The sequence below is a fragment of the Streptomyces ambofaciens ATCC 23877 genome (assembly GCF_001267885.1).
GTDB classification, from domain to species: Bacteria; Actinomycetota; Actinomycetes; order Streptomycetales; family Streptomycetaceae; genus Streptomyces; species Streptomyces ambofaciens.
The window spans coordinates 4,688,147-4,702,019 of sequence record NZ_CP012382.1 but is presented as its reverse complement, the minus strand read 5'-3'; the positions used below and the strand labels follow the sequence as shown (position 1 = coordinate 4,702,019).

12 protein-coding genes are annotated in these 13,873 nt (G+C 72.3%); 7 read left to right on the top strand and 5 right to left on the bottom strand.

Going from position 1 to position 13,873, the window contains the following annotated elements:
* Genes SAM23877_RS21020 through SAM23877_RS21005 form a run of 4 tightly spaced genes read right to left on the bottom strand, consistent with a single transcriptional unit; the run spans position 1 to position 3,390 of the window.
* Positions 1-969 carry a complex I subunit 1/NuoH family protein gene (locus SAM23877_RS21020; RefSeq protein WP_053135487.1) on the bottom strand — a complete coding sequence of 323 codons (969 nt, stop codon included), beginning with the start codon at positions 967-969 and terminating at the stop codon, positions 1-3.
* Positions 966-2,363, bottom strand: a complete 1,398-nt coding sequence (locus tag SAM23877_RS41795) for an NADH-quinone oxidoreductase subunit C (protein WP_079030340.1) — start codon at positions 2,361-2,363, stop codon at positions 966-968. The genes SAM23877_RS21020 and SAM23877_RS41795 overlap by 4 nt, the downstream gene beginning before the upstream one ends.
* The gene (locus tag SAM23877_RS21010) at positions 2,360-2,959 is read right to left on the bottom strand and encodes an NADH-quinone oxidoreductase subunit B (protein WP_053135484.1); all 600 of its coding nucleotides are present in this window, start codon (positions 2,957-2,959) and stop codon (positions 2,360-2,362) included. The genes SAM23877_RS41795 and SAM23877_RS21010 overlap by 4 nt, the downstream gene beginning before the upstream one ends.
* Positions 2,950-3,390 (bottom strand): NADH-quinone oxidoreductase subunit A, encoded by a 441-nt coding sequence (locus SAM23877_RS21005; protein WP_079030339.1) that lies wholly within the window; start codon positions 3,388-3,390, stop codon positions 2,950-2,952. Before SAM23877_RS21005 ends, SAM23877_RS21010 begins: the two co-directional genes overlap by 10 nt.
* Positions 3,391-3,575: 185 nt before the next feature.
* Between SAM23877_RS21005 and SAM23877_RS21000 the strand changes: the two genes are divergently transcribed.
* The 7 genes from SAM23877_RS21000 (at position 3,576) to rarD (ending at position 13,136) form a co-directional block, all read left to right on the top strand.
* On the top strand, positions 3,576-4,805 hold the full coding sequence (locus SAM23877_RS21000) for a sensor histidine kinase (protein WP_053135481.1): 1,230 nt from the start codon (positions 3,576-3,578) through the stop codon (positions 4,803-4,805).
* Between the two features lie 364 nt (positions 4,806-5,169).
* On the top strand, positions 5,170-6,537 hold the full coding sequence (locus tag SAM23877_RS20995) for a sensor histidine kinase (RefSeq protein WP_053135478.1): 1,368 nt from the start codon (positions 5,170-5,172) through the stop codon (positions 6,535-6,537).
* 370 nt (positions 6,538-6,907) lie between these two features.
* Positions 6,908-7,579, top strand: coding sequence for a response regulator transcription factor (locus SAM23877_RS20990; protein WP_053135476.1), 672 nt, complete (start codon positions 6,908-6,910; stop codon positions 7,577-7,579).
* Between the two features lie 286 nt (positions 7,580-7,865).
* Positions 7,866-9,803 carry a 2-oxoacid:acceptor oxidoreductase subunit alpha gene (locus SAM23877_RS20985; protein ID WP_053135473.1) on the top strand — a complete coding sequence of 646 codons (1,938 nt, stop codon included), beginning with the start codon at positions 7,866-7,868 and terminating at the stop codon, positions 9,801-9,803.
* Positions 9,796-10,887 (top strand): 2-oxoacid:ferredoxin oxidoreductase subunit beta, encoded by a 1,092-nt coding sequence (locus tag SAM23877_RS20980; protein WP_053135470.1) that lies wholly within the window; start codon positions 9,796-9,798, stop codon positions 10,885-10,887. Before SAM23877_RS20985 ends, SAM23877_RS20980 begins: the two co-directional genes overlap by 8 nt.
* Positions 10,888-11,097: 210 nt before the next feature.
* On the top strand, positions 11,098-11,952 hold the full coding sequence (locus tag SAM23877_RS20975) for an SDR family oxidoreductase (protein ID WP_053135467.1): 855 nt from the start codon (positions 11,098-11,100) through the stop codon (positions 11,950-11,952).
* A 137-nt stretch (positions 11,953-12,089) separates the two neighbouring features.
* A complete protein-coding gene (gene rarD / locus SAM23877_RS20970) occupies positions 12,090-13,136 on the top strand; it encodes an EamA family transporter RarD (RefSeq protein ID WP_053135464.1) in 1,047 nt (348 codons plus the stop codon).
* A gap of 95 nt (positions 13,137-13,231) precedes the next feature.
* Here rarD and SAM23877_RS20965 read toward each other — a convergent pair whose 3' ends face one another.
* Positions 13,232-13,855 carry a CGNR zinc finger domain-containing protein gene (locus tag SAM23877_RS20965; protein ID WP_244902984.1) on the bottom strand — a complete coding sequence of 208 codons (624 nt, stop codon included), beginning with the start codon at positions 13,853-13,855 and terminating at the stop codon, positions 13,232-13,234.
* Positions 13,856-13,873: the final 18 nt, after the last annotated feature.

Below are 13,873 nucleotides of genomic sequence, written 5' to 3'. Positions count from 1 at the left end.
TTACGCGATCACCACCTTGACGATGCCGGTGAGGGCGATCTGGGCGAGGGAGAGGGGGACGAGGAGGGTCCAGGAGAGTTTCTGGAGCTGGTCCTCGCGGAGTCGGGGGTAGGTGACGCGCAGCCAGATCACGACGAAGGCCAGTACGGCCGCCTTCAGCAGGGTCCACACCCAGCCGAGCCCGTCGGCACCCCAGGGGCCGTGCCAGCCGCCCAGGAAGAGGACGGTGGTGAGGCCGCACAGGACGACGATCCCGGCGTACTCGGCGAGGAGGAACAGGGCGAAGCGCAGGCCGGTGTACTCGGTGTAGGCACCGAAGATGATCTCCGAGTCGGCGACCGGCATGTCGAACGGAGGGCGTTGCAGTTCGGCCAGCCCGGCGACGAAGAAGACGATCGCGCCCACGATCTGCCAGGGCAGCCACCACCACTCGAAGGCGTCGAGGATGCCGACGAGGGAGACCGTGCCGGCCGCCATCGCGACGGAGGCGGCGGTGAGCAGCATCGGCAGTTCGTACGCCAGGAGCTGGGCGGCGGTGCGCAGGCCGCCGAGGAGGGAGAACTTGTTGGCGGAGGCCCAGCCGGCCATGAGGGAGCCGAGGACGCCCACGCCCATGACGGCGAGGACGAAGAAGACGCCGGCGTCGACGACCTGGCCCACGGCGCCCTCACCCGGACCGACGGGGATCGCCAGAAGGACCAGGAGGTACGGCAACAGGGCCACGGCGGGGGCGAGCTGGAAGATGCGGCGGTCCGCGTCGGCGGGGACCACGTCCTCCTTCTGCGCGAACTTCACCCCGTCCGCGACGAGCTGGGCCCAGCCGTGGAAGCCGCCCGCGTACATCGGGCCGAGGCGGCCCTGCATGTGGGCCATCACCTTGTGCTCGGTCTGACCCACGAGCAGGGGGAAGGTGAGGAAGACGACGAAGACGACCAGGAGTCGCAGGGCGACGTCGAGCGCGTCGTTCACTGCGTGCCTCCTGGGGAGTCGGGACGGGAGTCGGGTCCGGAGTCGGGATGGTTCGGGGAATGCGGGCGGCGGTCAGGAGAGGTGGCGCCGGAGCCGTCGGGCTCGTCCGGGGCAGCGGCGTCCGCGGGAGGGCCGGGCTCGTCCGCGGAGCGGGCCTCCGCGGGAGCGCCAGGCTCGTCCGCGGAGCGGGCCTCCGCACGACGAGCACCGTGCTCGGCTTCCCCGGTCTTCCCGGCTTCCCCGGCTTCCCCGGTCTTCCCGGCTTCTCCGGGCTTCCCGGCTTCCCCGGTCTCCACGGCTTCTCCGGGCTTCCCGGCTTCTGCGGGCCTCCCGGCGTCCCCGGCCTTCCCGGCGTCCCCGGCCTTCCCGGCGTCCCCGGCCTTCCCGGCGTCCCCGGTCTTCCCGGCGTCCCCGGTCTCCTCGGCCTCGTCGAAGGCGGGGCGGGCGTGGTGCCAGGGTGCGTCCAACGTGGGCCGCTGGGACGCGGAGCCCTCGCTCGCGCTGCGCGCGCGCCGGACCGCCGGGGCGGTCGAGGCCCCCGCGTCCGGTGCGGCTGCCTGACTGGCCGAACCCTCCGCCGCCGTGCGCGAACGGCGAGGCGCCGACGGAGCCTCGGTACCCGGTACCGCCTGACTCGCCGAACCCTCCGCCGCCGTGCGCGAACGGCGAGGCGGCGACGGAGGCTCGGTACCCGGTGCCGTCTGGCTGGCGGAGCCCTCGGTGGCTGTGCGGGTGCGGCGGGCCGGGCGGTCGCCGGCCGGGCGGGCCGGGCGCTCCCCCGCCGCACGTCCCGCCCCGCGTGCCGGGCGGGCCGGAGCGGCAGGGAGCTGTCCCTTGAGCGGGCCCCACTCGTTGGGGTCGGGGACGCCGGGCGGCAGCATCTGGCGGCGTCGGGGGCCGCCGTGGTCGGACTCCCCCGGTTCCTTGGCCCCGGGCCAGGCCTTGGCGACGCGGGCCGCGAGGACGAAGTCCTTCCGCAGCGGGTGGCCCTCGAAGTTCTCCGGCAGCAGCAGGTGGTCCAGCGCGGGGTGGTCGGCGAAGACGACGCCGAACATCTCGTGGGTCTCGCGCTCGTGCCAGGCCGCGCCCGCGTACACCGGGACGGCGGTGGGCAGGGCCGGGGCCTCGTGCGGGACCGTCGTACGCAGCAGCAGCCGGCGTACCGGTCCGAGCGCCACGACGTGCGCCGCGACGCGGAAGCCGGTGCCCGGTTCGTCGACCGCGCTCAGCCAGTCGAAGTAGGTGCAGCCCAGCCGGTCGCGCGCGGTCTCCAGCGCGGAGATCCAGGACGCCGGCGGTACGTCCACGGTCAGGACGTCGTACGACTCCTCGGCCGTGGCCTCCGTACCGAAGAGTTCCCCGGTGTCGGCGGGCAGCCAGCCGACCGCGGTCATCGGGCCTCCCCCGTGCCGGGGGCCGGCGGCCGCACCAGGTCACTCCGCAGGGCGGCGGCCGACGGCCGGGGCGAGGTGGCGTACCGCTCCCCCAGCGACTCCCGAGCGATCTTCTCCTGGAGCTTGAGGATGCCCTGGAGCAGCGCCTCGGGGCGCGGCGGGCAGCCGGGGACGTAGACGTCGACGGGGATGATCTGGTCGACGCCCTTGGTCACGGAGTAGGAGTCCCAGTAGGGGCCGCCGCAGTTGGAGCAGGCGCCGAAGGAGATGACGTACTTCGGCTCGGGCATCTGCTCGTACAGGCGCTTGACGGCGGGCGCCATCTTGTCGGTCACCGTGCCGGACACCACCATCAGGTCGGCCTGGCGGGGACCCGGCGCGAAGGGGATGACGCCGAGCCGGATGAAGTCGTGGCGGGCCATCGACGCGGCGATGAACTCGATGGCGCAGCAGGCGAGGCCGAAGTTGAAGACCCACAGGGAGTACCGGCGGCCCCAGTTCAGGACGACCTTCATCGGCTCGGGGGCGAGGCGCGAGAGCGCGCCCAGCCTCTTGGGCTCGGGGAGCGGCACGGGTTCGGAGGGGTTCACGTCCATGACAGGACGCCCTTCTTGTATGCGTACAACAGGCCCACGGCCAGGAAGCCGAGGAAGATGAACATCTCCACCAGGGTCGTGGCGCCGTAACCAGGATCGGCGAAGACCGTCGCCCAGGGGAAGAGGAAGATCGAGTCGACGGCGAAGATGACGTAGAGGAACGCGTAGACGTAGTAGCGGACCTGCGTGTGGGCCCAGCCCTCGCCGACGGGGTCGACGCCGCACTCGTACGTCAGCAGCTTCTCGGGCGTCGGGACCACGGGCCGCAGCAGGCGACCGGCGCCGAAGGCGACGGCGACGAAGAGCACGCCGACGACGGCGAGCAGCCCGACGACCGAGTAGGACTGGAAGTGGTCCGCGGCGAGGCCGACGGGCACGTCGGCGGCTGGGACTTCGCCGGCGCTCATCTCGCCGACGGTCGGTTCCGGCACGTCCGTCCCTCGCTCCCTGTCGTGAACGCTGCTGTTCGACGATCTGTACGCACGGGAGTCTAGGGCCTGATAAAGGGACGGTAAGCAGCCCGTCGCACCTTGGACGCGGGGGTGGGGTTTTCCTCAGTGCGTCCTGGCGGCCCACCTCATGGCGCGGGGCCCCGCCGCACGGCACGCTGACCCGTATGACCGAACGCCTCTCGACACCGCCCCCCGACGGGTTCTCCGGTGCAACGCCCGGTGACCGCCTGCCGCCGGCCCGCTTCGCCTACGACCGGCACACCTGGAAGGAGATCGCCCATCTGCTGGCGAACTTCCCGGTGTCGCTGCTCGCCTTCGTCTACGTCGTGACGATGCTGTCCGTCGGCGTCGGGTTGACGGTGACGGTCGTCGGCTTCCCGTTGCTGGCGGTGGGACTGATGGGCGCGCGGCAGCTGGGCCGGCTGGAGCGGGCGCGGGCCCGGGCGCTGCTCGGGGTGCGGGTGGACGAACCGAGCCGGCTGCCGCGCCGGAGGGGGGACGGGCTGCTCCCCCGGCTGTGGATGGCGCTGAAGGACCCGGTGGGCTGGCGCACGGTCCTGTACGACTTCATGCGGCTTCCCTGGGGCATCCTCACCTTCGTCATCACGTTGACCTCGCTGTTCGTGCTGTGGCCGGTCCTGCCGTTCATCGCGCGGGGCCTGGCCAACGCCGACCGGGCGATGGTGCGCGCGCTGCTGTCGCCGTCGGACGAGCTGGAGCGGCGCATCGCCGAGCTGGAGTCGGACCGGGGGATCGTGGTCGACACGGCCGCGGCCGACCTGCGGCGCATCGAGCGCGACCTGCACGACGGGGCGCAGGCCCGCCTGGTCAACCTGGCCATGGGGCTGGGACTGGCCAAGGAGAAGCTCCTGGAGGACCCGGACACCGCCGCGGCCATGGTCGACGAGGCGCACGGCGAGGTGAAACTGGCGTTGCAGGAGCTGCGGGACCTGGCGCGCGGCATCCATCCGGCCGTGCTGACCGACCGGGGGCTGGACGCGGCGCTCTCCTCGGTCGCCTCCCGCTGCACGTCGCCGGTCAAGGTGACCGTCGACCTGGCGGAGCGCCCCGCGGCGGCCATCGAGGGCATCGCCTACTTCACCGTCTCGGAGCTGCTCCAGAACGTCAGCAAGCACAGCGGGGCGAAGTCCGCCTCCGTGGACGTCTGGCGGTCGTCCGACCGGCTGCTCATCCAGGTGGGGGACGACGGTCGCGGCGGCGCGAGCCTCGACGGCGGCACGGGGATGAAGGGCCTCGCCGAGCGGTTGACGGCCGTCGACGGTCTCTTCGTCGTCGACTCGCCGGAAGGCGGCCCCACCCTGGTCACGGCCGAGCTGCCGTGGCGCGACCGCACGGCCGCCGACGACACGCGGCACGCCTCCGGCACGAGGTGACCGGCCGGGCGCCGGGCGACGGCGACCGGGCAGCGAGAGCCGGGGGCGTCCACTGGGGACGACCGCCGGGAGCGAGGCCCGCGGACGGCCGCCAGGGACGAGGCCCGCGGGCGACCACCGGGGGCGAGACCCGCGGGCGACCACCGGGGGCGAGACCCGCGGGCGACCACCGAGGACGAGGCCCGCGGGCGACCGCCGAGGACGACCGCCGGGAGCGACCGCCGGGAGGCCGGGAGCCGTGTGCCGCGGGGTGGGGAAAACCCCCCTCCCGAGACGCCGACGGGCTCCATGGCCCGCGGGTCCGCGGTGCAGGAGGGTGAGGTTACGAGAGCACAGCCGTAGGACGAGGAGAAGGACGGCACCGATGGCCACGGATTACGGACAGGGTTACGGGTTCGGGAGCGGGTCCGGCTTCCCCGGGGACGCCGACGCGGGACGCCCCCGGCTGCCGGCCGGGCTGCGGGCCCCCTTCGAGGGGCGCAGCTGGCGGGAGTTCGGCTATGTGCTGCTCGGCCTGCCGATCGGCATCCTGCTCTTCACCTACGCCGTCACGATGGTGTCGCTCGGAGCCGGCCTGCTGGTGACGTTCCTGGGGGTCCCGGTGCTGGCGGCGGCGCTCGCCGGGTGCCGGGGCTTCGGGGCGATGGAACGGGTGCGGGCCCGCGCCCTGCTGGGTCTCCAGGTGTCCGACCCGGAGCCGCTGCGGCGCAGGAAGCAGGGCGCGATGGGCTGGATGGGTGCCGTGCTCAAGAGCGGCGCCTCCTGGCGGAGCCTGCTGTACGCGGTGCTGCAGTTCCCGTGGTCGGTGTTCTCGTTCGTGGTCGCCGTGAACTTCTGGGCGGTCGGGTGGGCGATGCTCACGTATCCGCTCTGGTTCTGGGTGTTCCCGATGTACGCCGGGCAGGGCGGGGTCCAGCTGTACGGCGACGAGACGCACAGCGTCTACCTGGACAACCCCTTCGAGATCACCCTGACCGCGCTGGTCGGACTGCTGTTCACGTTGGCCACCCCGTGGATCGTCCGGGCGCTGACGACGGTGGACCGGTTGATGGTGCACGGGCTGCTCGGGCCGTCCCGGCTGGCGACGCGGGTCGTGGAGCTGGAGTCGGACCGGGGGGTCGTCGTCGACACGGCCGCGGCGGACCTGCGGCGCATCGAGCGCGACCTGCACGACGGGGCGCAGGCCCGTCTGGTCAGCCTGGCCATGGACCTCGGCCTGGCGAAGGAGAAGCTGCGGGAGGACCCGCAGGCTGCGGTGATCATGGTGGACGAGGCGCACGGCGAGGTGAAGACGGCCCTCCAGGAGCTGCGGGACCTGGCCCGGGGCATCCACCCGGCGGTTCTGACCGACCGCGGCCTGGACGCGGCGCTGTCGGCGATCGCGTCGCGCTGCACCGTGCCGGTGCGGGTGGAGGTCGACCTGACGGAGCGGCCGGCGTCGGCCATCGAGGGGATCGCGTACTTCACGGTGTCGGAGCTGCTGCAGAACATCAGCAAGCACGCCCGTGCCACGTCCGCCGCCGTGGAGGTGTGGCGGGTGCAGAACCGGCTGATGCTCCAGGTCGTGGACAACGGCGTGGGCGGCGCGGACGCCTCGGCCGGGTCGGGCCTGGCGGGCCTGGCGGAGCGCCTCGACGCGGTGGACGGCATCCTCGTCGTGGACTCGCCGGCCGGCGGGCCGACGCGGGTGACGGCGGAACTGCCGTGGCGGAGCGAACCGGTCGCCAGGTGAGCGGGCGCGGGAGCCGGCGCGCCGGCCACGCGCGGGACGCCGGCGGGTTCCGGCGCGCCGGCCGCCCCGTGGACCGGCGCGCGAGACACCGCGAAGACCGACCCGCCGGCCGCCATGTGGTCTGCCCTCAAGCCGACGTTGCCGTGACAACCGTCCGCCCGGTGCCCCTCCCCCGGCCCGGGCGACGTGATCGACCGGCCGTCATCGGGCGGTCGAGCCGGGCCGCCGCCCCGCCCCTCCCGTTCTCTTCCGGCTGCCCCGACGCATCCGGCCGCCGGAGCTGGAATGCTGGACCTGTCGCACGGACGGTTCGTGGACGCGGCGTGGGCCGCGCGGACCGTGCGGTGGACGGGCGTGGGGGGCCGAGATCGTGGAGGACAGGGTGCGGGTGGTCATCGCCGAGGATTCAGTGCTGCTCAGAGAGGGGCTGACCCGATTGCTGACCGACCGCGGGCACGAGGTCGTGGCCGGTGTCGGCGACGCGGAGGCGCTGATCAAGACCATCGCCGAGCTGGACGCGCAGGGCGAGCTGCCGGACGTCGTGGTGGCGGACGTACGGATGCCGCCGACCCATACCGACGAGGGGGTGCGCGCCTCGGTGCAACTGCGCAAGGCGCACCCCGGCCTCGGGGTGCTGGTGCTGTCGCAGTACGTGGAGGAGCGCTACGCCACGGAGTTGCTGGCCGGCTCCAGCCGCGGGGTCGGTTACCTGCTCAAGGACCGGGTGGCCGAGGTGCGGGAGTTCGTGGACGCGGTCGTGCGCGTCGCGCGGGGCGGGACGGCCCTGGACCCGGAGGTGGTCGCGCAGCTGCTCGGGCGCAGCCGCAAGCAGGACGTTCTGGCGGGGCTCACCCCGCGGGAGCGCGAGGTGCTGGGCCTGATGGCCGAGGGCCGGACGAACTCGGCGGTCGCGCGGCAGCTCGTGGTGAGCGACGGGGCCGTCGAGAAGCACGTCAGCAACATCTTCATGAAGCTGGGCCTGTCCCCGAGCGACGGAGACCACCGGCGGGTGCTCGCCGTCCTCACCTATCTCAACTCCTGACGCCGCTTCCGGCGGCCCGGCGGCTCACCGGCGCGGACCGGCCGCTCACCCTCCCCGACCGGCGGCTCATCCGAACGAATGAGGATGCGGGGCCCGTGCGAGGTGCGTCCTCACGAGTGGCGGGGGGTGCGGAAACCGTGGGCCGCCGGGGCGGCGCGCCGTCTCGAGGCGTGACCATCATGCGAATGTCCACCGGAAGTAAACCCTTGCGGACGTAGGGTTGATCCTGGGACGGCCGGTGAGAGACCGGTCCCCGGGACAGCCGCCTCGAGGGAGGTCCAGTTCAGTGACCAGCCAGGTCAGCAGCCCAGCGGAGCAGGCCGACGGAACCGACGAGACCGTCGTGGGAGCGCAGCGCAAACCGGTCGGGGCGAAGGACGTCCGCCGGCTGGACCGGGTGATCATCCGGTTCGCGGGGGACTCGGGCGACGGGATGCAGCTCACCGGCGACCGCTTCACCTCGGAGACCGCGTCGTTCGGCAACGACCTGTCGACGCTGCCGAACTTCCCGGCCGAGATCCGGGCGCCCGCCGGCACGCTGCCGGGTGTCTCGTCCTTCCAGCTGCACTTCGCCGACCACGACATCCTCACCCCCGGTGACGCCCCCAACGTGCTGGTCGCCATGAACCCGGCCGCGCTCAAGGCGAACATCGACGACATGCCGCGCGGTGCGGAGATCATCGTCAACACCGACGAGTTCACCAAGCGGGCGATGCAGAAGGTCGGCTACGACACCTCGCCCCTGGAAGACGGTTCGCTCGACGGCTACCACCTGCATCCGGTGCCGCTGACCACCCTGACCGTCGAGGCCCTCAAGGAGTTCGACCTCACCCGCAAGGAGGCCGAGCGCAGCAAGAACATGTTCGCGCTCGGGCTGCTGAGCTGGATGTACCACCGGCCCACCGAGGGCACGGAGAAGTTCCTGCGGTCGAAGTTCGCGAAGAAGCCCGACATCGCCGCCGCCAACATCGCGGCCTACCGGGCGGGCTGGAACTTCGGTGAGACCACGGAGGACTTCGCGGTCTCCTACGAGGTGGCGCCGGCGGCGAAGGCGTTCCCGCCGGGCGTGTACCGCAACATCTCCGGGAACCTGGCGCTGTCCTACGGCCTGATCGCCGCGTCCCGCCAGGCCGATCTGCCGCTCTTCCTCGGCTCGTACCCCATCACCCCGGCCTCGGACATCCTGCACGAGCTCAGCAAGCACAAGAACTTCGGTGTGCGGAGCTTCCAGGCCGAGGACGAGATCGCGGGCATCGGCGCGGCGCTGGGTGCCGCGTTCGGCGGCTCGCTGGCCGTGACGACCACCAGCGGTCCGGGGGTGGCGCTCAAGAGCGAGACCATCGGGCTCGCCGTCTCCCTGGAGCTGCCGCTGCTGGTCGTGGACATCCAGCGCGGCGGGCCGTCCACCGGCCTGCCGACCAAGACGGAGCAGGCGGACCTGTTGCAGGCGATGTACGGGCGCAACGGCGAGGCGCCGGTCCCGGTCGTCGCCCCGCGCACCCCGGCCGACTGCTTCGACGCCGCGCTGGAGGCGGCCCGGATCGCGCTGACGTACCGCACCCCGGTCTTCCTGCTCTCGGACGGATACCTGGCCAACGGCAGTGAGCCGTGGCGCGTCCCGGAGCCGGACGAGTTGCCGGACCTCGCGGTGCAGTTCACCCACAGCGCCAACCACACCCTGGACGACGGCACCGAGGTGTTCTGGCCCTACAAGCGCGACCCGCAGACCCTCGCCCGCCCCTGGGCGGTGCCGGGCACTCCGGGCCTGGAGCACCGGATCGGCGGCATCGAGAAGCAGGACGGCACCGGGAACATCTCGTACGACCCGGCCAACCACGACTTCATGGTCCGCACCCGGCAGGCCAAGATCGACGGCATCGAGGTTCCCGACCTGGAGGTCGACGACCCGGACGGCGCGCGGACGCTGGTGCTGGGCTGGGGTTCGACGTACGGGCCCATCACGGCGGCGGTGCGCCGGCTGCGGACCGCCGGTCAGGCGATCGCGCAGGCGCACCTGCGCCATCTCAACCCGTTCCCGCGCAATCTGGGAGCGGTGCTGAAGGGGTACGACAAGGTGGTGATCCCCGAGATGAACCTCGGTCAGCTCGCCACGCTCGTCCGGGCGAAGTACCTGGTCGACGCCCAGTCGTACAACCAGGTCAACGGCATGCCGTTCAAGGCGGAACAGCTCGCCACGGTCCTGAAGGAGGCCATCGATGGCTGAGACGTCCACGGAAGAGAAACCGGTCGGCACCGGCACGGTCGAGGCACTGAAGCTGGTCCCCCGGGCCGAGGGCAAGCAGTCCATGAAGGACTTCAAGTCCGACCAGGAGGTGCGCTGGTGCCCCGGCTGCGGCGACTACGCCGTCCTCGCCGCCGTGCAGGGCTTCATGCCCCAGCTGGGTCTGGCGAGGGAGAACATCGTCTTCGTCTCCGGCATCGGCTGCTCCTCCCGCTTCCCGTACTACATGAACACCTACGGGATGCACTCGATCCACGGCCGTGCCCCCGCCATCGCCACCGGGCTCGCCTCCTCCCGCCGCGACCTGTCCGTGTGGGTCGTGACCGGTGACGGCGACGCGCTCTCCATCGGCGGCAACCACCTCATCCACGCCCTGCGCCGCAACGTCAACCTCAAGATCCTGCTGTTCAACAACCGGATCTACGGCCTGACCAAGGGCCAGTACTCCCCCACCTCCGAGGTCGGCAAGATCACCAAGTCGACCCCGATGGGTTCGCTGGACGCGCCCTTCAACCCGGTCTCCCTCGCCATCGGAGCGGAGGCGTCGTTCGTCGCCCGGACCGTCGACTCGGACCGCAAGCACCTCACCGAGGTGCTGCGCCAGGCCGCCGAGCACCCGGGGACGGCCCTGGTGGAGATCTACCAGAACTGCAACATCTTCAACGACGGCGCCTTCGACGCCCTCAAGGACAGGGAGCGGGCCGAGGAGGCGGTGATCCGCCTCGAACACGGGCAGCCGATCCGCTTCGGGAGCGAGGGCTCCAAGGGGGTCGTACGCGACCCGGCCACCGGCGACCTGAAGGTCGTCGCGGTCACCGCGGCCAACGAGGCGGACATCCTGGTCCACGACGCCCACGCCGCGTCCCCGACCACCGCCTTCGCCCTGTCCCGGCTCGCCGACCCGGACACCCTGCACCACACCCCGATCGGTGTGCTGCGCTCCGTCGAGCGGCCGGTCTACGACACGCTGATGTCGGACCAGCTCGACACCGCCGTCGAGCGGGACGGCAAGGGCGACCTCGCCGCGCTGCTCGCCGGCGGGGACACCTGGACGGTCGTCGGCTGAGACCGGCGGCGCACGGCTGTGAAGAGGCCCGGGCGGCAACGCCCGGGCCTCTCGCATGCGCGCGCCCAGGTCGGCGCGCAGGGACGACCAGGCACCCGACCAGGAAGCTAACTCAAAGGTAAGTACCTTACTTCAAAGTGGGCACTGTCATTTAGTTAGCGCACGCTTTAGGGTCAGTGGCATCGCACCCCCACAAGGAGTACTGAAGCCATGAGCATCGTCGTCACCGGAGCCACCGGACACCTGGGCCGCCACGTCGTGCGGCAGCTGCTGGAGAAGGTGCCGGCCGACCGGATCACCGCCGTCGTCCGCGACCGGGACAAGGCCGCCGACCTCGCCGCCCGCGGCGTCCGGCTGGCGGTCGCCGACTACAACAGCCCCGAGACCTTCGACGGCCTGTTCGCCGCCGGCGACCGGGTGCTGCTGATCTCCGGCAACGAGTTCGACAAGGGCCGCGTCCAGCAGCACACGGTCGTGATCGAAGCGGCGAGGAAGGCCGGCGTCGCCCTGCTCGCCTACACCAGCGCCCCCAGCAGCCTCACGGCCGCCCTCGCCGACGACCACCGCGCCACCGAGGACGCGCTGGTCGGCTCGGGCCTGCCGTACGTGCTCCTGCGCAACGGCTGGTACCACGAGAACTACACCGAGCAGCTCGCCCCGGTCCTGGAGCACGGCGCCGTCGTGCAGGCGGCCGGCGAGGGCCGGATCTCCTCGGCCTCCCGCGCCGACTACGCGGCCGCCGCCGTCGCCGTCCTGACCGGCGAGGGTCACGAGAACAAGGCGTACGAACTGGGCGGCGACGAGGCCTGGAGCTTCGACGAGTACGCCGCCGAACTGAGCCGGCAGACCGGCCGGGAGATCGTCTACACCCCCGTCTCCACCGAGGCCTACGCCGGCATCCTCACCGGCGCCGGGCTTCCCGGGCCGCTGGCCGCCGTCCTCGCGGGCGTGGACGGCTCCATCGAGAAGGGGGAGCTGGTCGTCACCACCGGCGACCTGTCCCGGCTGGCCGGCCGCCCGACCACGCCGCTCGCCGAGGCCGTCTCCGCCGCGCTCAAGGACTGACGCCCGCCGTCGGCCCCCACCCGGCCGTCTGTCATGACCGTATGCCGATACGGACATGACAGACGGCCGGTCACGGCGCTACCTTCGTCGTGGCATGCCTCCGCCCCGGCATGCGGCAGCGCGAGAAGGAGGTGCCCGTGGCCGGGTCGTCGAGGAGCGAACAGCGCATAGGCCTGCTGAACGGCTTCGCGGCATACGGGATGTGGGGCCTCGTCCCGCTGTTCTGGCCGCTGCTCAAGCCCGCCGGGGCCGGGGAGATCCTCGCCCACCGGATGGTGTGGTCCCTCGCCTTCGTCGCCGTCGCCCTGCTCGTCGTACGGCGCTGGGCCTGGGCGGGCGAGCTGCTGCGGCAGCCGCGGAAGCTGGGTCTGATCACCGTGGCCGCCGCCGTCATCACCGTCAACTGGGGCGTCTACATCTGGGCCGTGAACAGCGGTCATGTGGTCGAGGCCTCGCTCGGGTACTTCATCAACCCGCTGGTCACCATCGCGATGGGGGTGCTGCTGCTCAAGGAGCGGCTGCGGCCCGTGCAGTGGGCGGCGGTCGGCACCGGTCTCGCGGCCGTCATCGTCCTCACCGTCGGCTACGGACGGCCGCCGTGGATCTCCCTCTGCCTCGCCTTCTCCTTCGCCACGTACGGCCTGGTGAAGAAGAAGGTCAACCTCGGTGGCGTCGAGTCGCTGGCCGCCGAGACGGCGATCCAGTTCCTGCCGGCGCTCGGCTTCCTGCTGTGGCTGGGCGCGCGGGGCGACTCCACCTTCACCACGGAGGGCGCGGGACACGCGGCCCTGCTCGCCGCGACCGGCGTGGTCACGGCGATCCCGCTGGTCTGCTTCGGTGCGGCGGCGATCCGCGTGCCGCTCTCGACGCTGGGGCTGTTGCAGTACCTGGCCCCGGTCTTCCAGTTCCTGCTCGGCATTTTCTACTTCGGCGAGGCCATGCCGCCCGAACGCTGGGCCGGTTTCGCGCTGGTCTGGCTGGCGCTGACGCTGCTCACCTGGGACGCCCTGCGCACCGTCCGCCGGACCGCCCGGGCGCTCAGGGCACAGCTCGACCGGACGGGCGCCGGGGTGCCGCCGGTGAAGGGGGGCGCCGAGCGGGAGTCGGGAATCGTGGCCTCCGGAGCGCCTGCCCCCGACCCTTCCGGGCCCGAACAGCGGGACGCTCCGGTGGCGAAGCCGTAGCCCTGCTGCCCCTCCACGGTCCCTCCCTGCCTCTCCCCGCTCCTCCAGCCCTCCCCGCTCCCCCCTAGCCCCGTCTGGGCCTTCCCCCCTCGGCGTCAGCGTGCGTCGGGCGCTCGCCGTGCGCGGTGGGTCCGCGCCTTCTCACGGTTGCCGCAGTGCTCCATCGCGCACCAGCGACGGCGCCCCGGGCGTGAGGTGTCCACGAACAGGAGAAGGCAGTCGTGGGCGCCGCACTCGCGGATGCGGTCGGCGTACGGACCGGTGAACAGCTCGATCGCGTCGCGTGCGACCGTCGACAGCAGGCGGACGCCCGTGGCGCCCGGGGCCCAGCCCCGGGCGCCGTCCGGTTCCACGCGGGTGACGAGCGAGGGCTCGGCCGCGGCGGCGTTCACGGCCTCCAGGGCGTCGGGCCGGAGCGGCCGTCCGTGCGCCCGGTCCGCGGTGAGCAGGAACAGGGCGTCGCGCAGGGCTCGGGCCCGCTGCACATCGGCCTGGTCCACGGCCGGCTCCAGTCCGCCCGGCAGCCGGCTGCGCCCGGCCCAGGCCACCAGGTCCGCGGGCTCGTGCAGTACTTCCCAGCGCGCGTAGGCGCCCGGCCCACCGGTCGTCAGCAGTTCGAGACAGAGGGCGCCCGGGTCGAAGCGGTACGGCTTGCCCTCGCGCGTCACGAGCGTCAGACCGGGGGAGGTTTTCGGCGATTTCGCTGTCCGCTCACTCACATAACCAGTATAACTGGT